The following is a 22,262-nucleotide window of genomic DNA, read 5'->3' as shown; positions in this document are numbered from 1 at the left end:
TCACTACACTCCTTCATATTCTGTTCTTGAAATAACTTCATCTTGAATAGGCTTACCTATTTCACACCAGTATTGTGTAAACCCTGCAACCCTTACCATTAAGTCTCTGTAGTTATCAGGATTTTCTTGTGCATCCTTTAATACCTTAGAGTCAACTATATTGTATTGTATATGGAATCCTCCTTTTCTCATATACGAGCGTGTTAAATCTAGTAAATGCTTAGTTCCTTGATTCCCTCTTAATGCACTTGGATGAATCTTCATATTCATTTGAGAGTTTTGAGAATTTGAATGATCCCAAACTGTAGCTGACTCAAATAAAGCATATGGTCCATTCTTATCAGTTCCTGGATAAGCAGACATTGAACCATCTGAATATGTTGTTCCTGCAAGTCTTCCATCAGCTGTAGCAAGAGTTGCTGCTCCTTGTGCTCCATGAGTTGAAACTGATATTTGACAAGCATACATAGGTTTTGCATAAAGTGACATCGCAGTCTTTGACATTTCACAGAACCAATCTTCATATTCTTTTAAAATACTATCCGCATAAGGATTATCATTACCATACTTAGGAGCCATCAAGCATTCTCCATATATATCATCATATTTTCCACTATTGTCTACTTTTTCTTGGTCCATCATTGAGAAGTTTCTTGTTTCAAGAGCATTTCTAAATCCGAAGTTATTTAACATAGCATCTTTTAATTGTTCAAGAGTAAACTTTTTCTCATCATATACTACCTTTTTAATTCCTGCTAATGAGTTTACCATAGTTACCGTTCCACAGCTTTCAACATTAAATGTAGCATTATATCTGTATCCCATATTACCTATATGCTGTCCTTTAGATAAACAATCTGGTTTTAAGAAAGAGTTTACAACAGACATATTCTGCTTACGCCATATATCATGCTGTACATTGTTAGTTTTAGCTAAAACATCAACTGCTTTTTCATAATACATCTTGAATGTATCAACTAATTCTTCATACGTTTCAAGCTTTCTATCATGAGGTTCAAATACTTTGATTCCAGTTCTATTATCAACTCCATTAGTAAGTACTAATTCTAATACCTTAGGATTTGCTATAAAGTGAACTCCCACACTTGTAGGTTGACCTGCTCCTCCAGGTATTTTATATTTCTTACCATTTAACTTAAGTTCTTTCCAACACCCTGGTGATGTTTCAAGACATCCTCCTATTGCAAAAGATCTAGCTTCTTCAATAGTCATTCCCTCAGATGAATATTGATTCATCATAAATTCTATTCCACCTCTATTGTTCATCCACGCTGGATATCCTGCACCAGTTTTATCACATTCTATACACTTTAATAAGAACTTCTCTGGAAGTTTCTCATCATAAAGAACTGATAAAGTAGGCTGAGGCGTTGAGCATGTTATACCTGCTTCAACTATTAACATTTCTAAGTCATTAGTAGCAGACTGTCCATCAAAAGTAAGTCCTCCAAGACTTAAGTTGTTAAATGTGTTCCCTGATAAAACTCCTCCAACAACTCCTGTTGATGCAAAACAGTCTATACATGTGATTTTTATTCTATATAATTCTAAGAGTTCTAGTACTTCTTCCTTAGTTATCTTTCCCGCTTCAATATCTTGCTCATACCAAGGATATAGTACTTGACCTAATCTTCCTATTGATAATCCAGATATCGCATCTTCATTTAAAACTGCAATATGCAAAATGTATGATAATTGAAGTGCTTCTCTGAATGTAGATGGTTGTTTATGAGCTATATTTTCTAAGCAGTTAGCTATATCCATATACTCTTTTTTATCATATTCATTCTTGGCTATTTTCTCAAGTCTTCTTGAATGTTTTGCATAGTTTAATATCCAAGTCTGAAGACCCTCTATAATATGAATTACAGCCTCATAGAAATAAAGTCTGTCCATTCCTGCTACTCCGTCTCCATCTGCATTTCCAGCAACCTCATCCTTACATTCCTTAGCCATTTCTATAAGTTTGTCAAATCCATATTGAAGAGGATAATAATAGTTTATTACTTCTCTTCCTTGAGGTAGAGTAAATCCCGAATCAAACATACAAACTAAGCTTCTCATTATATTTTCTTTAACCTCATAATCTGGAACCATTTTTTCGTATTTATGTCCTAAGTCTTCAACTGATCTTCCTACCCACTCATTTGCAACTTTTAAAAGAACAGGAATTTCTTCTTTTCTCATTCCAAACTTACCAGCAATAGAAACTACATTTCCAAAGCTCTTTGTAACATTTCCTCCACCATGTCCAAATTCACTTAATTCCCCAGCACTTGCACTTCCTGATTCAAGAGCAGCTTTATATAATTCACTTTCTTTAGCTACGAAGAAACTTTCAGAAAGCCATGGCATAGGAAAAGAGCCTCTATAATTATAAGTCTTTTGCATAACAAGTTTCTCACCGGGAATAATATTTGGTGTTAATCTTGAAAATGCCTCTTTTAAAGCAATAGCTCTTCTAACTACTGTAATCTCACCTTCGAGTTCATTAAACTTACGATTGTACCAATAAGGAAACTCCATATTGGCAGTTGATAATGTATTATAGAATATATCTCTTAACCTCTTAGCTCTTTGAGTTGGTTCCTTTTTTACCTCTCTATCAACCATCTCACCAGGAGCACTTCCTCCATACTGATAATTAATTGACAATCCTTTAGATGCCAAAATATCAGCAAGTTTCATTTTTTTACTATCATCCATCTAACTTACCCCCTTGTAAACTGACTTGCTCTATATATGTATATGATTTTACTTTTTGATTAATGCATTAACCATTTTTAAGCAAAAAAAATCTTTCTTAGATTGTCCAAGAAAGATTAAAACTACATACCTTTATGATTTTTACTTAATGAAAATTTATGAAATTTCAAATTTATAAATAATATTGATGAAAAAACTTCAATATCAACTATTTTGAGCAACGAAGCCCGTAGGACTCGTTGGCGACATAAGTCACGAGTTAGCGTGAAGCGAATTTTTTATAAATTAAATGATTTATATATATAAGTATTGCAAAAGATACAAATACCCATGAACCTCTTTTATATAAATCAAAACTATTAACAGCAAATCCATATATTAATGCAAATATTCCAGAGTTTAAATAACTGTAAAACTGATAAGAAAAATATCCTTGCTCACTTTTAAATTTTTTGCTTCCAAATACAATTTCACCATCATCATTTCTCTTTAAAACTTCTAAAAGCTTTTTTCGTCTTCTTTCAGACTTCTTAACAGAAAAAGCATAAGCAATACTTATCACTCCAACCAACGCAAATATAAATCCACTCATCATAATATCAACTCCTGTAGCTTTATTATATCTTATTTTACTATCAATATTTTAAAAAGTACACAGTTAAAACTTTTTTTTGTAAAGATGATAATATAAAAATATTGATAAGTATGCTAAACTATATTCATATAACTAACATGGAGAGTTTAAAATTAAAAGAGGTGGTTTTTTGAAGCGAAAAATAGATATAAATAAAAGTTTGACTAAGGTTAATCCTAGACTTGCAAAAGAATGGCATCCAACTAAAAATAAAGAATTGACACCAAGTGATGTAAGTATCGGCTCTGGCAAAAAGGTATGGTGGAAATGCGATAAACATGAATGGCAAGCTACTGTTTTAAATAGAAGTAACGGAAACAAATGCCCATATTGTTCAGGAAAAAAAGCTTCTAAAGATAATTCTTTAGCTAAAGTCAATCCTAAACTTGTAAAACAATGGCACTTTGATAAAAATAAAAATATTAATCCTAATGATGTATTGCCTAATTCCAGAAAAAAAGTGTGGTGGAAGTGCGATAAGCATGAATGGCAAGCTACTATATACAGAAGAAATAACGGTACTGGATGCCCATATTGTTCAGGAAAAAAAGTTTCTAAAGATAATTCCCTAGCTAAAGTTAATCCTGAACTTTCAAAGCAGTGGAATTTTGATAAAAATGAGGATTTAACTCCTTATGATGTGACTGCTAATTCAGGAAAAAAAGTATGGTGGAAATGCGAAGAACATGAATGGGAAGCCCCAGTATATAGACGAAATAATGGGACTGGATGTCCTTTCTGCTTTAAAAAACGTAGAAAAAAATCAAAAAAATGATTTATTAATTTTCAAATATATAAATCATTTTTTGGTAACGATTGACATAATTAAACATATAAGTTATTATGATTATGAAGCATGTGAGAAGTAGTGTACATAGAATATATTAAAATTTCATATATCAGTTAGTAAAGATAGAACTATTTAATAGTTCTTTAAAGGGAAATTGGTGTAAATCCAATGCGGTCCCGCCACTGTAAATGAGGAGTATCTTAATAATAACCACTGTTTAAACGGGAAGGTATTAAGATATTATGATTCTAAGCCAGGAGACCTGTCTTTTCTAAAAGCACTAATTGACTCACGAGGATGAGTATGTGCTTTGATGGATAGGTTTTTACTTATTTATCAGAGTACTTTTCTTTTTGTGATATTAAGGAAAGTACTTTTTTATTTTATAAACAACTAGCAAGATTATAAAAAGGGGATGATATTGTGAAGAGATGGAAATTAGCACTATTAGGGGGATTTTATTTAATTTTAATGTCTCCGATTTACTCACATGCAATGCACATAATGGAAGGATTTTTACCACCTATGTGGGCTGCTATTTGGGCAATTTTAACTTTACCTTTTGTTCTTAAAGGAATTTCAAATTTAAACAAAATATTTAAAGAAGAGCCTAATAAAAAGTTATTAATTGCATTGGTTGGAGCATTTACATTTGTATTATCTGCGTTAAAATTACCTTCAGTTACCGGAAGTTGTTCTCATCCAACAGGAGTTGGTCTTGGAGCTATTCTATTTGGGCCAAGCGTTATGGCTGTAGTGGGTATTATTGTATTATTATTCCAAGCTATTCTTTTAGCGCATGGTGGTCTTTCAACTCTTGGAGCAAATGCTTTTTCAATGGCAGTTGTAGGACCTTTGGTATCATATATAATATTTAAAGTAATGAAGAAAAACAATATTAAATCATCTACATGTGTATTTGCAGCTGCTGCTTTAGGTGATTTAGCTACATATGTTACTACAGCTATTCAATTAGGGGTAGCTTTTCCAGATCCAACGGGAGGAATGACAGCTTCTCTTGTTAAGTTCTTATCTATATTTGCTGTAACTCAATTACCTTTAGCTGTAGGAGAAGGTCTTTTAACAGCAATAGTTTATAATTTATTAGTTGAATATAAAAATGAAGGAGGTATTGAAGTTGAAAACATTTAAAAAGAATTTGATTTTATTAGGTATAGTAGTTTTATTATTCGTTACTCCTTTAGTTTTTAATAAAAATGCTGAATATGGTGGAGCAGATGGATACGCAGAAGAAGCAATAACTGAGATAAATCCAAATTACGAACCTTGGTTTGAAAGTTTTTGGGAACCACCAAGTGGAGAAATAGAAAGTTTATTATTTTCTCTTCAAGCTGGAATAGGAGCAGGTATTATTGGATATTATTTTGGCTTTATGAAAGGAAAGAGAAAAAGTGCTTATAATAGATAAGTATGCATATTCTAATGCATTAAAAGATTATAATCCCATGGCAAAGTTTTACTTTGCCATGAGTTTTTTAATTTTGTCTTTATTAAATAAGAACATATATACATTTGTATCTATAATTTTATTTATGAGTGTTATTATAGTTTTTTTTGCAAAAATAAATTTTAAGCATTATATAAAGATGATATTGATTCCACTTTCTTTTTTAACTATAAGTATTATCGCTATACTTTTTTCTGTAAGTAAAGATAGTAAGGATTTTTTGCACTACATACAAGTATTAAACTTAAATATAGGTATAACTAGTTATTCTTTAGATACTTCTAAAGTTTTATTTTTTAGAGCTTTGTCTTGTTTAACTTGTGCTTATTTTATAGCTCTTACCATACCGATAAATCAATTAATATTAGTTTTTAAAAAAATTAAACTTCCTAATGTATTTATAGAAATGGTTGTTTTAATTTATAGATTTATATTTATTTTTTTAGAAGAAGCTCAAGAAATTTATGTAGCACAAGATATGAGATTTGGATATATAAGTATAAAAAAGTCATATAAATCATTATCTATGCTAATTAGTAGTTTATTTGTTAGAGTTATGTTAAGATACAAGGATATGACAATATCACTTGATAGTAAACTCTACAATGGAGAGTTTTATATATAGGAGGCTTAGATAATGCTAAAGATGGAGAACATTACATATATTTATGAAGATAAAACCGTCGCATTAGAAGATATAAATATAGATTTTAAAAATGGAAATAAAATAGGAATAATAGGTTCTAATGGAGCTGGAAAATCTACTTTATTCTTAAATTGCACAGGCATATATAAGCCAAACAAAGGAAACATATCTTTTAATGAACAACCTATAAAATACGATAAAAAATATTTATACAAATTAAGAGAAAAAGTAGGAATAGTTTTTCAAGACCCTGATAGACAGATATTTTATTCAAATGTATACGATGATGTTGCTTTTGGACTTAGAAATTTAGGAATAGATGAAAATATTGTAAAAAAAAGAGTTGATAAAGCTCTTGAAAGTGTGGGTGCTATAGAATTTAAGGACAAGCCAGTTCACTTTTTAAGCTATGGCCAGAAAAAAAGAGTAGCCATGGCAGGTGTACTTGCAATGGAAAGTGAAATAATATTTTTTGATGAACCTACAGCAGGACTCGATCCTATAGTAACAGAATCTGTAGTGAATATACTTGAGGAAATACATAATAATGGAAAAAAGATTATAATATCAAGTCATGATATGGATTTAATATATAGGCTTTGCGATTACATATATGTACTTAATAAAGGAAAAGTTATAGAAGAAGGAATTGTGGAAGATGTATTTTTAAAAGAGGATGTATTAAAGATGGCAGGACTTGTGGAGCCATGGCTGGTTAAAATCCACAAAAATATGGGACTACCTCTATTCAAAGATGAAAAAGAACTTTATAAATATTGGGAAAAGCATAGAGAATAATATAATTTTAGGTGATAATTCACAAAATCATTTATAAATTATAGAGTATCTTTATTTTACATTTACAATAAGGATACTCTATTTTCAAAATTCTATTAGCAGCAAATCACTAAACAAATGCTACTTCAAAAAAAGAATTTTCTTTGGAACAGTTAGTTTAATCCTAGTAAATAAATCCATAACTTAAACCTGCTACTTATTCATCTCTTTATATCCAATATATACCACCCATAAGTAAGCTAGTGTTTTAGGAATCATAAGAATTCCAACTAATCTATATGTGGTAGCAAATAATACAACCGGCAAGTAACATGCAAATGATATAATTATTCCTATTCCAATCTTTTTAAATGCCTCATCCTTATGCTTAGCTGATTCCTTTAAAATCAAGTACAATATTAGAACTCCTAATATTGTAAAAGGTATATTTCTATATATCCCCCATGTGACAGGAGCATCATATAGTGCCCATTTATTCTGAGGCATGAGAGTTAATATTATTCTTGATACAAGTAATATCCAAGCAAACACTCTAATCCCTTTATCCTCTTTTATGTCAAATCTTATTTCCCAAATTCTAATGAGTAGTGCATAAAAAAAGGTCATTGTAATAGAAGTAACAAGTTTTCCAATTCCTAAAGCTGCTGCATTTGCTTCTAATCCAGTAGTTAATAAAGCATATATTCTAGGTATTAAGTGAAATGAATCTCCAGCCCCTAATGTAAATGCCATAATTCCAAATAGTTTTATCATTTTATCGTTCTTACCAGCAGAAATCATTTTAAGTGACATGTAAAATACTGTTCCTAAATAAAATACATGAAAAATCGGTTCAAAATATTTCATATAAAACACCTCATCTAATTATTTTTTCAAATGAACCTAGTTCATTTGAGTTCATTTAAAAATCATATCCATTTTTAGATATGATTTATTGAATTAATTCTTCTAACAAACTCTCAAAGAATTCATAATCAATATATGGCATCTGTACCATTGAAATGAAATTCATAATAATAAAGCTAGCCAATTTATGTGTATCAAGCTTTTTTAAACTTTTATCTCTACGAGAGTGTATTTCTTTTTTTAGTAAATCTTCTATGATTATAATCAACTTATCAATGTAGATATTTTGTTTTTCTAAACCACTTTCTATATAATCAGGTGAAGAATAAATCTCAGTATTAAGCCAAATCTTCCTAAATCTTTTTATAAATTCTGCAAGATTATCGAATATATTTTTAAGCTTTACATAAAAGTTTTTATTTGAACTTACTACACTTTCAATATTGTAAAAATATTCCTCCCAAAATTTTGTCATCATCTCTACAATTAATTCTTTTTTAGTTGGAAAATAATTATATATTGTACCTACTGCAATATTGCATTCTTTAGCAACCCTTCTAATACTAATATTAGAATATCCTTCATTATACAATATTTTCTTAGCCTCACTTAAAATAAGTTCTCTAGGACTTTCAATTATTCTTGCCAATTTATCCCTCCTAAAAACACCATATGAACACTGTTCATATGAATTATATATCTAAATTATATACTTGTCAATGATTATGACCTGGGTCAAATAAAAATCTAACCCTAAATACTCCATTTAATAACACTTGAAGTCTAAATAAGTTGGGCTTAAAATCCTGTTAAAAGCATATTATCACCTTTTTTATATTACTTCTTCTATAAATATTTAATCAATATAGAAGTCCTAATTGCTCTTATATAAAAAGTTATAATCCTTTCTGATGAAAATAAAAAAAGAAACAATATCAGATAATAATTTCATGAAAAAAGGACATGAAGTTTATCTTCATGTCCTAGATATGCTATATAAAATTATAAGCTGACGATGTTCTCAGCTTGTGGTCCTTTTGCTCCTTGTACTATATCAAAAGAAACTCTTTCGCCTTCTTCTAACGTCTTGAAACCGTCTTTTTGAATTTGAGAAAAGTGTGCAAAAACATCCACGTTATCTTCTCCTGTTATAAAACCAAATCCCTTATCTGCATTAAACCATTTTACTGTACCGTTCATAATCTATACCTCCAAATTTTATTTTCTTAAACCATTTCGTACAAAGTAAATCAACTTAAAAATTTAGAGTTAATACGATTAATACCGATACAATTCTAATTTCATTTTAAATTTAATTATTTCCTACCAAACTTTAATTAAGATTAATTAATTATATCATATCTTATTAAATATTGCAAAGTTTTTAAATATATATTTCAAATAAAATAACTACGTTTTCTCTATTTTACAATTAAACTATAAAAAAGCCCTCAATCTTCATTTTTTTATTATAATATAATCTAAAATAATTTTATCATATTTTATAAATGAAAAACCAGCATGTTAATTATTAAGATAACAAATATGCCAACAACATTTATATTTGTTATTTTCCTCACCTCTCCCAATAATTAGTAAAAATATAATAGGAAATATATCCTATATTACTGTTTTTCTATTGAAAATCAAATTGAAATAATATACAATTCAGTTATCATTTTGTAAATAAATAAAAAAAAGGATGAAATGATATTATATTTTCATAAGTAAGAAATTTATTAAACTAAAGAGTAAAGGAGAATGAATAATGAAAAGAATTATAACTATGTTTATGTTAGTATGTTTATTAGGAAGTATGATGGTGGGATGTGGAACTTCAGAAGTAACATTTAAAACATTTACACCAGAGGATAATAGTTTTTCTGTAGATTTCCCAGGAGAACCTAAACTTGATACAAAACCAGTAAGCGGTTTAGCTGGAAAAATGACGATTGAACTATTCACACTAGAAGAAAAGAGTATAGCGTATAATGTTGGTCGTACTGAAATACCAAAAGAACTATTAAATCAAGATTTAGATGCTTTAATGACTAGCGTATGTAATGGTGCTGTATCAAGTACAGGTGGAACAAACTCTAAAATAGAAGAGATAACTGTAGATGGACATGCAGGAAAATATTTGACATATAATGCACCTACTCCAGAAGGAAAAACTCTTAAAATACATGAACACGTTGTTTTAATAGATAATATAATATATGAAATACAAGTAATTAATGATAATGATGATGATGATAAATATAAAGAGAATAGAGAAAAGTTCTTTAGTTCATTTAAAGTGACTAAATAAAAAAATATATATGAAAACGTCAGTCCTAAGGGCTGACGTTTTCATATATATAGATATATCCCATAAGCATAAAGCTAAGCAATCATATTATTCCTAAGATATAACTTTTACTAAATAACCCCCTTTAATAACCATTATTTTTCTCTTAACCACCAAATTTACTTAGAATATATATTCCTACAATTAGTTTCCTTAACTAAAAATACAAACAAATACCCTACAAGAGCACTCAAAAAGCAATACATAAATGCCTTACTATAAAGCTCAACACTACTTAAATTAGATGAATACTTATCAAACACCCCTCCAAGTATAGATGGCATAATAGCTGCTCCAAAAATTCCTCCTATATTAACAATAGACGTTGATATACCCGCTATCTCTGGTTGATTTACCTCTTTTGCACAAGCCCATCCAAGTACAAACGTAGAACAAGTAAAACCTAACGTAAACAACACAACTTTTAACAATCCAGTATCAATTCTACCACCAAATACTATAATTCCCCAACACATCAAATAAATACTTCCAAATATCATCATAGGCGTTTTTCTTTTTCTCATCTTATCAGAAATAACTCCAATAAATATACTTCCAATAGCTAGTCCCAAAACAGGAAGTATCATATAATTAGAAGCCTGTATCTTAGATACATTATATACATCTGTTATATATCCATTCCCCCATGCTCCAGTCAATGAAACAAATGCACCAAAAAATCCTGCAAATATAAAGAATCCCGGCCATGTTCTATAATTTAGCATAACTTTTATAACTGCCTTTTTCATGTTTATCTTAGTTTTATTTACACTCTTTATATCCTTATATTCTATTTCATCTATAGATGGATATCCCATATCTTTAGGGTCATTTCTAACTATTATATAGCAAAGAGCACTTATTATTATAGAAAACACTCCCATAACAACAAAAGAATTTCTCCAAGTTATAGCTGCAACAAGTAGTGCAAGAGGAGTTTGAGCTATTATTCCTCCTAAGTTCCCAGCAAAAGAAGTAATGCCAGACATTATTCCAAATTCACTTTCCTTAAACCAAACAGACTGTATCTTAAGTATAGGTACAAATACAACAGATACGCCAATACCAACAAGCAACCTTCCTATAAACGCCCAAAGTATAGTAGGTGCCATACCAAATAAAATAGATCCTATCCCCGATAATAAAACTCCTATTGATACAGTCTTTCTAGCACCTAATGAGTCTGCTAACATTCCAGCTGGAATTTGCATTATCATATAAGCATAAAAGTACATAGCTCCTAGATTTGCGAATGTAGTTCCTGAAATATTAAATTCATTTATCAAATCATCTTTAACAACCCCAGGTGCTAACCTATGAAAAAATACTATAATATATGCAAATGCTAGTACTCCCCATACAATCCACCTGTATTTCATCATTTTATCTACTTTGCCTTTATCCAAAATATCGCAAGTTTTTGCTTCATTAAAGCTTGTCATATAAAAACTCCTCTCGATTTTATCTGTATAGAAATAAATTGTGTGACCTATAAAGCCACACAATTTATATATATTCTATAATGCTTTTTCTCTTACTCCACTTTCAAGGCCTTTCTTTATAGCCTTCATATTTAACTCTACAAATTTTTCTTTAACATTATCTTTTAACGCTTTATCCCAGTCTATTTCTTCAATTCCCAGTGACTTGATAAGTCCACCAAGCATTATTATATTTTGAGCCTTTATATTTCCAAGCAATATAGCTTCATTAGCTGCATCTATAGCTGTTACATCATCATATTTTGCTTCTATCTTTTCAATTATATTTTCTGGATATTTTTCTTTTCCTGATAAAACAGTTGCTGATGGAATAGCGTAATCGTTTATTACAATTTTTCCACCCGGTTTTAAATACTCTAACCATCTTAAAGCCTCTACTCTTTCAAATGCTACGATTATATCAGCTTGACCTTTTCCTATTATAGGTGAATATACTTTTTCACCATATCTTACCTGAGTTGTAACACTTCCACCTCTTTGTGCCATACCGTGAACCTCAGACATCTTAACATCGTATCCTGCATCTATTAATCCACTAGATAATACCTTCGAAGCTAGTATTATTCCTTGTCCTCCAACTCCTACTAATAAAACATTTTTTACATTACACATATTATTCACCAACCTTTTCTATAGCATGGAATGGACATACTTGAGCACATACACTACATCCAACACACATAGTTTTATCTATTTTAGAATACTCATCAAATGATATTGCAGGACATCCTGACTTTATACACATCTTACACTTTTTACACTTATCTTCATTAACTTCATAAGATTTAGGTGTGCAGTCAAATCTCTCTTTATCTTCTTTAGAGAATTTCTTAAGTACACAAGGCCATTGAGTTATTATTACTGATGGCTCATCACATGCAAGTGCATTATTTAAAGCTTCATCATTTTCTTTTAGGTTAAGAGGGTTAACAACTGTAACATTTTTAACTCCTATAGATTTACATAGGTTTGGTATATCTATTTGATTAGTTTCCTCTCCCATTAAAGTATATCCTGTTCCTGGGTTTTGTTGGTGCCCTGTCATACCAGTTATTCTATTGTCTAGTATTATAGTTACTGAGTTACCTTTATTATATACAACATCTATCAAACTTAGTATTCCTGTATGGAAGAATGTTGAATCCCCTATAACACTTACTACTTTTTTATCTACATTGTGGAAGTTAAATGCCTTTTGAGCTCCATGTCCAGCACTTATAGATGCTCCCATACAAATACAAGTATCCATAGCATTAAGAGGCTCTGCAGATCCTAGAGTATAACATCCTATATCCCCTGTGATCATTACATTCTTCTTTTTAGATAAAGTATAGAATAATCCTCTATGCGGACATCCTGCACATAATGTTGGAGGTCTACTTATTACATCTTCTTTAAGTTCAGCAACTGCAGCTGCAACTTCGCTTTCTATTCCTAAAAGAGAGTTGGCTATTATATCTGGGTTTAATTCTCCTATATTAGATATCTTTTCTTTTCCTATACAATTAATTCCTCTAGTCTTTAATTGCTCTTCTATATATGGCTCTAATTCTTCTATTACATATAATGTTTCTACTTCTTTAGCAAAGTCCTCTATTTTCTTGAATGGAAGAGGATGAGTAAATCCTAATTTAAGATAAGAAACATTATCTCCAAATACTTCTTTAGCATATTGATAAGATATACCAGAAGTTATAACTCCTATTTTTTTATCATTCCACTCTATTTTATTTAAATGAGTTTCATTACTGAATTCTTCCATTTTTTTCAATTTATCTTCAACTATAACATGTAACTTTCTACCATTACCTGGTGTAGCAACAAACTTAGCTATATTTTTATTATAAGGTTTAATTCCTACTTCTTCTCTTTCTCCTAGTTCAACTAAAGTCTTAGAATGACATATTCTAGTTGTAACTCTATATAAAACAGGTACATCAAATTTTTCTGATATTTCAAGAGCATCTCTCATGAAATCCTTTGCCTCTTGAGAATCACTAGGCTCTATCATTGCAATTTTAGCGAACTTAGCATAATATCTATTATCCTGTTCATTTTGAGATGAGTGCATTCCAGGATCATCTGCAGATATTAATACAAACCCTCCATTAACACCAGTGTACCCAAAAGTCATAAGTGGATCTGCTGCAACGTTAACTCCAACATGTTTCATAGCAGCTAAAGATCTAGCACCTGCTATAGATGATCCTATAGCAACTTCCATCGCTACTTTTTCATTCGGAGCCCATTCAGAATAAATATCTTTATATAAAGCTGTATTTTCAAGTACCTCAGTAGATGGAGTTCCAGGATAAGCACAAGCTATAGTCCCACCCGCTTCATAAAATCCTCTGGCAATAGCTTCATTACCTGTCATAAGTTTTTTCATTATAAATTCCCCCTTATTTAAGCGTGTATTTTATTTTCTTCTAATACCTTTTGTAATGCATCTATGAATTTTTGAGTTTGCTCTTTAGTTCCTGTGCTAACTCTTAACCAGTCTTTCCAGTCCCAAAGATAGCCAGGTCTAACTATAATACCTTTTTTAAGTAATTCTTCAAATATTACTTTTGAATCAAATCCAACATTTACAAATATAAAATTTGCATTAGACTTTATATACTCCATGTCGTTTTCTTCAAAGTATTTTTCCATCATATTCATACATTCATAGTTAAGTTCTACAGTTTTATCTATATGATTAGCGTCATCTAAAGCTCCTATTCCTGCAGCTTGAGCTAATCTATTAACATGAAATACCATTTTCATCTTATTCATAGCACTACTTATTTCACTTGATGTAAGTAAATATCCAACTCTTACCGATGCAATTCCTGCAACTTTTGAAAATGTTCTAAGTATAATAGTATTTGGTCTTTTTCTTAATATTTCTAGAGAATCTGGATACCTATCATTTTTTATAGCATACTCATAATAAGCTTCATCAAATACTAAAACTACATTTTCTGGAGTATTTTTTACTAAATAGTCAATATCATCTTTTGTCATTATATTTCCAGTAGGATTATTTGGATTACACACATAAATCAATTTTGTCTTATCATTTATTTTTTGAATAAATTTCTCAAAATCGTGCTTATAGTCTTTAAGGTCTATTTGATGCGCAACTCCACCCATAAAAAGAACTTCACTTGCATACTTACCAAATGTAGGGTTAGCCATTATAGCCTCATCACCTTCATTTATAAAAGTTTGAGCTATTATTTTTAAAAGTTCTTCTCCACCATTGCCTACAACTATATTCTCATGTTCTAAGTTGTATCTTTTACATAACCCATCTTTTAACTTAGTACAGTTAGGATCTGGATATATATTTATACTATCTAATTCTTTTTTAATTTCATCAATAGCCTTTGGAGATGGCCCTAATGGATTTTCATTAGATGCTAGTTTTTCAATATCTTCAAGACCTAATTCCTTCTTTAATTCATCTACAGACTTCCCAGGTATGTACGGTTTTATAGAAGCTACTTCTTTTCTGAATAGATTTTCACTCATAATCTCAACCCCTCTATATTAAAGTAAAAGTATATTAATTAACTTTAGTCAATAATTGTCTACCAAGATGTCTTAAAATAATTTAGTAGAATATTAAGAATTATCTTTATATTAAGCAAGTTCTATGCCAACTTAATTTCACTGTAAAAATGTCTGTTTTTGTAAACAAAATTAGCTTTATTCTAAAGCATAACTAACTACTTTAATAGCTTGTAATAGACTCATTTACTCATAGCTTTAGATAATGTTATTTGATTTCAAATATAATCCATGAATTTAAATCATTGCATTTTTTTATTCTATAAAAAAACAATGGGTTGAATGGTATTTTTTTAAATACCATTTAACCCATTGTTAAGTACTCAATGACTTTAATTCCATATTTAGTTATATTAGTTCCACGTCTTCCTTTATTTATATCTACCATCATGAATTTTTCAAGATTTATAAGTATAAGTCTTATCTCTTGTTCGCTTATAAATATTCCTTCTTTTTTTGATTTATCATATAAAGTTCTTCTTCCAAGTCTTTTTTCATTCTTATATCCATCTTCAAGTTCTTTTAATATAAATAAATATTTATATTCATCATTTCCAATATCTTCTCTAAATTTATCTAACATTTTTTTTTCATGAGGATTAAATATTATAGAGTTTGAATTTTCTTCCTTAAACGGCAAGTCATCTATATCTATATACTCGTTACCTATATTATAAAAATATTCTATGTAATTCTTTAGTTCTCTTATATTTCCCCTCCATGCATGATTTATAAGTTTTTCTTTAGCTCTGACAGTTAAGTTAAAGCTATATCCCAATTTACTCTTCATTTCATTCATTATAATCAATATATCTTCTTTTCTGTTTCTAAGAGGCGGAATTTTTAGAGGAAGTACATTAAGTCTATAATATAAATCTTCTCTAAAATCTCCTTTTTTAACCATTTCTTTTAAATTTCTATTAGTTGCAGCTATCAGTCTTATATTTACCTTTATAAGCCTGTCTCCACCTATCCTCATAACCTCTCTTTCTTGCAATACTCTGAGTAATCTTTGCTGTAACTTGATAGGCATTTCACCTATTTCATCTAAAAATAATGTTCCATTATGTGCAAGTTCAAAAAGTCCTGGCTTTCCACCTTTTCTAGCTCCTGTAAAAGCACCTTCTTCATATCCGAATAGTTCACTTTCTAATAAACTCTCAGGAAAAGCTCCGCAGTTAATAGCTACAAATTGATAGTTATTTCTTGAAGAATTATTGTGTATAGATTGCGCAAATAGTTCTTTACCAGTTCCACTTTCTCCACTTATAAGTATTGATGAATCTGATCTAGACATTCTAATTGCTATATCCTTTGTTTTCTTTATAATATCGCTATTTCCGATTATGTCATCAAACCTATATTTGGCTTTATGACCCTTGCCTATTAACTGTGCTCTTAATTTATGTTGCTTTATTTCTGTATCGCTAAATTTTTTTAATATAACTATTGCTCCGTATTGCTTGTTAGAATGTATTATGGGGTGGATAGATACTACTACATCATATCCATTAACTTTTATAAGCTTTTCTTTTATACTTTTTAACGTTTTTATAGAATAATCAAATGGTATATTAGATAATGTTTCACATATATATTTTCCTATTATTTCTTCTTTTTTATAACCTATAATACTTCGTGCGTTATCATTGCAAGAATATATTTCACCATTTGAATCTACTCCTATTATTCCATCATCTGCAACTTGAAGTAATATATCAAGTTGACTTTCAAATTGATTTGTTCTTCCCATAACATTAGCAAGACCAAAATCTTTAGTTACTATTTCTTTATAGCTTTTTTTAATATCCTGCCTTTGTAATATATCTAACAAATTTAACTTTACACCTATATCTATAATTGTACTAATGTCTAATAAAGCATTTCCTATATTTACGGTATTATAATCTTCACTATCATAATCTTTAAATACTATAAGTACATTATTCCCTATATCTTTTTTTACACTCTCACATATAGGTACAAAATCTATATGCCTGATACCAAGTTGATACATTACACATGTCATTTGAAGTGCCATCTGATAATTATGATCTAATAGATATACCTTATTTCCTGGTTTTATATTCATGATTTTGTCAAATGCTACCTTGGATATAGTTCTATTTAATATAACTAATTCTGATTTACTCTTTATATATTTTTTTATAGTTTTAAATATATTATAAGAAGGTACCAAAACTACATCCGAATCTATCTCACTGTTTATTTCATCAACACAAAATTTTTCAATCTCTACATTTTGTGAGAACAAGCTCTTTATCTGTTCATAGTAGGTATTAATTTCTGATAAGGTATAGCTTATTATGCTGATCTTTTTCATTTCCCTCACCTTTTTTCTTCAGTATTTAAAATTCCCTTTACTTATATTATAAGTTAGTTATATTGAAAAGTCTTTATTTTAGAGATTTTCAATATATGCTTTTTTCTTAAATTTGTGGGATATCAAAAACTATCTATGAAAATACCGTGAATGCATCGATATTTTGAATACAACTAAGCTTTTATCTTATTAATAATCCTAAAATTTGCAAACTCCCTACGGTCAGACATGCAAATTTCTTAACGTATTATTAAACTATAAAAACTAAGTTATATTAGTCAAAATATCCAAAAGCATTCACTAACATTTTCATAGACAGTTTTTAGTATTGATAGCTATATTATAAAATTAATCTTACCTCGTTCAATGATAACTCATTAAAGATTGATATTTTATTTATGAATATAATTGAAGTTTGAACAGCATCAAAAAAGTTTAATTAGAATAATTAAAAATATAATTGTACTTCATGTATAGTTTGGGTATAATATAAGTGTAATAAAAATTACACTTATATTATTGCATAAAAAAAGAATTACAGTCTATTTCGCAGTAGAGTGTGGTTCCAATTAAATAAAATACTTAATTGATTTTCTTGAACTTGATTTTAATATCAAGCTCAAAACCACCCTTATTGGCGTTAGGGTGGTTTTTTATTTTATCGTATATATAATTGGTAATTAATTAAATAGAGTAATATAGATATAGGATACATAGTTTAATATGACTATTTATTCTATATCTTTTTTTATATATTAAAAATATTAAAGGGATATATTACAAGTAGTTTATTAAGTATAATATGTATTATATTAATACTATAGAAAACTAGACCTTAAGGAGATGAATATGAAGGTTCAAGAAGTTAAGTTAGACAATAATCTAAGAAGATATATGCTACTTGATTACAATGGAATACCTGTAATTTCAGTAGCAAAGTATTTAAAGTACCTTGATAATGGAGAAAAAAGTTCAAACACTCAAAAGACGTATTGTTATGCTTTAAAACTGTATTTTGAATATCTAAATGAAATAGATATAGATTATAGAAAGGTTAATATAAATATACTATCAGACTTTGTTGGTTGGCTTAGAAATCCATATGAAAATACTAAAACAATTGGAATAAAACCCATTACGGCTAAACGTACTGAAAAAACTGTAAATTTGATTATTACAGTAGTAACTAATTTTTATGATTATTTGTTTAGATCAGAGGAAATAAACAATAGCATGATCGAAAAAGTTATGAAACAGATATTTACAGGAGGTAATACTTCATATAAAGACTTTTTATATCATGTAAATAAGGATAAACCTTCAAATAAAAATATTCTAAAAATAAAAGAACCACGAAGAAAAATAAAAATACTAACCAAGGAAGAAGTAGAAAAGGTTTGTAGAGCAACAACTAATATAAGAGATCAGTTTCTTATTAAACTATTATTTGAAACAGGACTTAGAATCGGCGAAGTTTTATCATTATTTATTGAAGATTTTATATTTGATCACAATAGAGGTCATAGAATTAAATTAGTAGATCGAGGAGAATTACCTAATGGCGCAAAATTAAAAACTGGAGAACGAGAAATATATGTATCACAAGAATTGATAGATTTGTTTGATGACTATGAATATGAAATTTTAGATGAATTAGAAATAGACACTAACTTTGTTTTTGTAAAACTAAGAGGTGAAAATGCAGGTGAACCGCTTCAATATCAAGATGTTAGTGCTTTATTTAAAAGACTTAAACAAAAGACAAATATTGATGTTCATGCTCATCTATTAAGACATACACATGCTACTATGTATTATCGTCAAACTAAAGATATAAAGCAAGTACAAGAGCGTTTAGGACACTCTCAAATACAAACTACTATAAATATGTACTTACATACTTCTGATGAAGACATAAGAGCAAATTGGGAAATAGCACAATCTGCATTTAATTTAGATAAAGGAGATACTAAAAGTGAATAATCTATTAAATACATTGGGTTATGATAATATAAATGAATATGAAAATAAAATAAATGATACATTATCAGGCTATATAGAAAAAGTAATCAATAAAGATGGTTCAGTAGACTATAAAGAGATTAAAACTTCTTATTTTTTAGAAAATGATAAATGGCATGTAGATTTCTTTAAGAATATACCACAATTTAAGGAACAAATAGGAGTTAGTAAAGCTTCTAATACAAATATATATTTTTCTTTTAATAATCCCAACATTAATAAAGAGATTAAATTTTTTGTTCACAGTAAACTTTTTTCTGATGAATGGAGATATACAACATTTTTACAAGGACGAGTCAGCCGTATGAGAAGATTAGCAATGTTTATTAATGAAAAGTATCCTAGCCTAAATTCCATACTTGATTTAAATATAAATAAAGTTGATTTTATATGGATAAATTGGCTTCATAGTCAAGGGATTAATACTACTGTAACTTTAAATAGTATGAATAAACGCTATCAAAGTAAAAATCCTGCATGCACGCTTATACAAACTATTTATACAAGCTTATTTAATTTAGTTGATGAAAGAGAAGAATGGGACAAGGATATTTGGAATATAAGAAATTTAAAGCAATATAGGATATCTTATGTGAAATCAACTACAAACTATTATATTAATTTTAATAAAATAGTTAATATTAGAATAAGAACAGAAATCAAAAAATATATGAAACAAAGATTAATTACTAATCATAAATTTTCTTGGAGTACAGCAATAGAATATTTATCATATTTATCTAATTTTGTTAACTTAATTTTTGAATTAGAACCTACTTGGAATGATTTTAAAAAATTAGAAAGGCTACATATAGAAAAATATCTAGAATGGTTAAATAGTTATGTTAAAGAAAATTCAACTCGAAAAAATGCTAATCCATCAAGATATATAAACAAATCATTGTCTATTGTTCAAAAATTTTTAAATGATATTCAAATCAGAGAATGTGATATTGCTCCGAAAAAGAATATGACTATTTTAATTTATCCATCAGATAAACATAAAATTAATAAAAAGCCTTATGACCAAATAGACTATGTTCCAAATGTAGTTTTAGAGCAATTATTTGATAATATAAATAATCTTCATAAAGAAGTTATTCCTATTGTATGGATTATGTATAAAACAGGTCTTAGAATATCTGATATATTACAATTAAAACAAAATTGCTTAGTTAAATTAAATAATAAGTTTTGGATAGTAGCGAATATAAGCAAAACTTACATAGAGGGTCATAAAATACCTATAGACGATGAACTTGCTAGTATGTTAGCTGTTTTAATTCATAATGCTAAAAAACTTAGCAACCAAGACAATAATCCTGAAAACTTTATTTTCGTTAGATATAAGGGTCGCAGAAAAGGAAAGCCATATTTTTCATTGTTTATTCAAAATAAACTAAATATATTGGCATTAAATTATAATATTACTGATAAACTTGGAAATATATATCATTTCAAAAACCATCCTTTTAGGCATACTTATGCTATTAAGATGCTTAATGGAGGAGCAGATATTTTTACAGTTCAAGAACTATTGGCTCACGCCTCACCAGAAATGACTATGAGGTATGCAAAACTACTTGATGATACTAAAAGAAAAGTATTCGATAATGCAATAAAACAAGGAGTATTTAGTTTTGATGAAAGTAATAAATTAAAAGAAAAAAATAATGGTGAAATTCCTACTAATATTCTTGATATGCTTTGGACTAATCATAAGTTAAATGCTATTGATACCCCTTATGGTACTTGCTTACAAAGAACTAATGGAAAATGTCAATTTGCTAAGCAGCCACCCTGTTTAACTTGTAATGGAGGTAATCCTTGTAGAGATTTATGCGTTGGAGCATTTGAAGGTGATGTTCATAAGTATGAGATACTAATAAACTCAACTAAATCTATGATAGAAAGTGCCAAAGTTTACAATAGGATCGATATGATTAAAGAAAATGAAGAACTACTTAATTTATATGAAGATATTCATTCTAAAATAGTAGAAGGAAATATAGTTTATAGTAGACTAGATAGGTTGAAGAAAAAAGGTGATACAAATGGCTAAATATGACCGTAAGGAACAATTAAAAAAATTACATGAGGAACGCAAGGCTAAAACTCAAAAAAAGGTTGATGAAGCAATTAGAAGACTTATAAAGGCTCAGAAGCCTATTAATTTTAATAGTGTTGCTAATGAAAGTTGTGTTACAAAAGCAACACTCTATAATAATTCAGATATCAAAGAAAGAATTGAAGGATTAAGATTGCAACAATCCAAAGTACCTACTCCGTCACAAGTGAAAAGAGAAATGGATGATAATAATAAAGATGCTATAATTGCAAGTTTAAAAAGAAGAATTAAAAAATTAGAAGAAGAAAATAAACAATTAAAAGAACAAGTTAAAATAAATTATGGTGACATATATAAAAAAATATAAATTTATAAATTAATAATTAACGTTTAATTCAAGATATATAATAGTAGCTATAAAGAAAATATTATTAAACATGTGTAAATTATAAAGATGCTTAAATCTATATTTAATGTTAATTTATTATAGGCAATTATCTAAATAAAAT

The 22,262-nt window shown here is 28.7% G+C and carries 19 protein-coding genes and 1 riboswitch; of the genes, 9 read left to right on the top strand and 10 right to left on the bottom strand.

Annotated features, from left to right (window positions below):
* Positions 1-3: 3 nt before the first annotated feature.
* Complete coding sequence (gene hpdB / locus Tmeso_RS03655; RefSeq protein ID WP_099188374.1) at positions 4-2,727, bottom strand: 4-hydroxyphenylacetate decarboxylase large subunit; 2,724 nt, start codon at positions 2,725-2,727, stop codon at positions 4-6.
* A gap of 259 nt (positions 2,728-2,986) precedes the next feature.
* On the bottom strand, positions 2,987-3,322 hold the full coding sequence (locus tag Tmeso_RS03650) for a hypothetical protein (protein ID WP_099188372.1): 336 nt from the start codon (positions 3,320-3,322) through the stop codon (positions 2,987-2,989).
* Between the two features lie 169 nt (positions 3,323-3,491).
* Between Tmeso_RS03650 and Tmeso_RS03645 the strand changes: the two genes are divergently transcribed.
* The 5 genes from Tmeso_RS03645 to Tmeso_RS03625 all read left to right on the top strand — a co-directional run bounded on the left by Tmeso_RS03645 (position 3,492) and on the right by Tmeso_RS03625 (position 7,063).
* The gene (locus tag Tmeso_RS03645; protein WP_099188370.1) at positions 3,492-4,136 is read left to right on the top strand and encodes a zinc-ribbon domain-containing protein; all 645 of its coding nucleotides are present in this window, start codon (positions 3,492-3,494) and stop codon (positions 4,134-4,136) included.
* 118 nt (positions 4,137-4,254) lie between these two features.
* Positions 4,255-4,435: riboswitch (cobalamin riboswitch) on the top strand.
* Positions 4,436-4,574: 139 nt separating this feature from the next.
* The gene (locus Tmeso_RS03640) at positions 4,575-5,303 is read left to right on the top strand and encodes an energy-coupling factor ABC transporter permease (protein ID WP_330400288.1); all 729 of its coding nucleotides are present in this window, start codon (positions 4,575-4,577) and stop codon (positions 5,301-5,303) included.
* Positions 5,272-5,580 carry an energy-coupling factor ABC transporter substrate-binding protein gene (locus Tmeso_RS03635; protein WP_099188544.1) on the top strand — a complete coding sequence of 103 codons (309 nt, stop codon included), beginning with the start codon at positions 5,272-5,274 and terminating at the stop codon, positions 5,578-5,580. Before Tmeso_RS03640 ends, Tmeso_RS03635 begins: the two co-directional genes overlap by 32 nt.
* Positions 5,564-6,244, top strand: coding sequence for a cobalt ECF transporter T component CbiQ (cbiQ, locus tag Tmeso_RS03630; RefSeq protein WP_099188368.1), 681 nt, complete (start codon positions 5,564-5,566; stop codon positions 6,242-6,244). The genes Tmeso_RS03635 and cbiQ overlap by 17 nt, the downstream gene beginning before the upstream one ends.
* 12 nt (positions 6,245-6,256) lie before the next feature.
* Positions 6,257-7,063: an energy-coupling factor ABC transporter ATP-binding protein gene (locus tag Tmeso_RS03625; protein ID WP_099188366.1), complete on the top strand. Its 807-nt coding sequence runs from the start codon at positions 6,257-6,259 to the stop codon at positions 7,061-7,063.
* Positions 7,064-7,255: 192 nt separating this feature from the next.
* Here the strand turns inward: Tmeso_RS03625 and Tmeso_RS03620 are convergent, their stop codons facing one another.
* From Tmeso_RS03620 to Tmeso_RS03610, 3 genes are all read right to left on the bottom strand, one after another.
* Positions 7,256-7,909: a hypothetical protein gene (locus tag Tmeso_RS03620; protein ID WP_099188364.1), complete on the bottom strand. Its 654-nt coding sequence runs from the start codon at positions 7,907-7,909 to the stop codon at positions 7,256-7,258.
* 85 nt (positions 7,910-7,994) lie between these two features.
* Positions 7,995-8,558, bottom strand: a complete 564-nt coding sequence (locus Tmeso_RS03615) for a TetR/AcrR family transcriptional regulator (RefSeq protein ID WP_187296211.1) — start codon at positions 8,556-8,558, stop codon at positions 7,995-7,997.
* A 353-nt stretch (positions 8,559-8,911) separates the two neighbouring features.
* Entirely contained in the window at positions 8,912-9,112 is a 201-nt protein-coding gene (locus Tmeso_RS03610; protein WP_207653824.1) for a cold-shock protein, read from the bottom strand.
* A 565-nt stretch (positions 9,113-9,677) separates the two neighbouring features.
* On the opposite strand from Tmeso_RS03610, the gene Tmeso_RS03605 reads away from it, so the two are divergent.
* Entirely contained in the window at positions 9,678-10,220 is a 543-nt protein-coding gene (locus Tmeso_RS03605) for a PsbP-related protein (protein ID WP_099188358.1), read from the top strand.
* A gap of 158 nt (positions 10,221-10,378) precedes the next feature.
* Here Tmeso_RS03605 and Tmeso_RS03600 read toward each other — a convergent pair whose 3' ends face one another.
* From Tmeso_RS03600 to Tmeso_RS03580, 5 genes are all read right to left on the bottom strand, one after another.
* The gene (locus tag Tmeso_RS03600; protein WP_099188356.1) at positions 10,379-11,701 is read right to left on the bottom strand and encodes an MFS transporter; all 1,323 of its coding nucleotides are present in this window, start codon (positions 11,699-11,701) and stop codon (positions 10,379-10,381) included.
* Between the two features lie 75 nt (positions 11,702-11,776).
* Positions 11,777-12,373, bottom strand: coding sequence for an indolepyruvate oxidoreductase subunit beta (locus Tmeso_RS03595; protein ID WP_099188354.1), 597 nt, complete (start codon positions 12,371-12,373; stop codon positions 11,777-11,779).
* Position 12,374: 1 nt separating this feature from the next.
* Entirely contained in the window at positions 12,375-14,150 is a 1,776-nt protein-coding gene (gene iorA / locus Tmeso_RS03590) for an indolepyruvate ferredoxin oxidoreductase subunit alpha (protein ID WP_099188352.1), read from the bottom strand.
* Positions 14,151-14,167: 17 nt separating this feature from the next.
* The gene (hisC, locus tag Tmeso_RS03585) at positions 14,168-15,280 is read right to left on the bottom strand and encodes a histidinol-phosphate transaminase (protein ID WP_099188350.1); all 1,113 of its coding nucleotides are present in this window, start codon (positions 15,278-15,280) and stop codon (positions 14,168-14,170) included.
* A gap of 343 nt (positions 15,281-15,623) precedes the next feature.
* Entirely contained in the window at positions 15,624-17,663 is a 2,040-nt protein-coding gene (locus Tmeso_RS03580) for a sigma-54 interaction domain-containing protein (protein WP_099188348.1), read from the bottom strand.
* An 849-nt stretch (positions 17,664-18,512) separates the two neighbouring features.
* Here Tmeso_RS03580 and Tmeso_RS03575 point away from each other — a divergent pair.
* Genes Tmeso_RS03575 through Tmeso_RS03565 form a run of 3 tightly spaced genes read left to right on the top strand, consistent with a single transcriptional unit; the run spans position 18,513 to position 22,120 of the window.
* Complete coding sequence (locus tag Tmeso_RS03575) at positions 18,513-19,646, top strand: tyrosine-type recombinase/integrase (protein WP_099188346.1); 1,134 nt, start codon at positions 18,513-18,515, stop codon at positions 19,644-19,646.
* Positions 19,639-21,747, top strand: a complete 2,109-nt coding sequence (locus Tmeso_RS03570) for a tyrosine-type recombinase/integrase (RefSeq protein WP_207653822.1) — start codon at positions 19,639-19,641, stop codon at positions 21,745-21,747. The genes Tmeso_RS03575 and Tmeso_RS03570 overlap by 8 nt, the downstream gene beginning before the upstream one ends.
* The gene (locus Tmeso_RS03565; RefSeq protein ID WP_099188342.1) at positions 21,740-22,120 is read left to right on the top strand and encodes a DUF6262 family protein; all 381 of its coding nucleotides are present in this window, start codon (positions 21,740-21,742) and stop codon (positions 22,118-22,120) included. The genes Tmeso_RS03570 and Tmeso_RS03565 overlap by 8 nt, the downstream gene beginning before the upstream one ends.
* The last annotated feature ends 142 nt before the right edge of the window (positions 22,121-22,262 follow it).

It is taken from the genome of Tepidibacter mesophilus (genome assembly GCF_002724055.1).
GTDB classification, from domain to species: Bacteria; Bacillota; Clostridia; order Peptostreptococcales; family Peptostreptococcaceae; genus Tepidibacter_A; species Tepidibacter_A mesophilus.
Note: the sequence above shows the minus strand (reverse complement) of the source record. Positions and strands in the feature narration are given on the sequence as shown.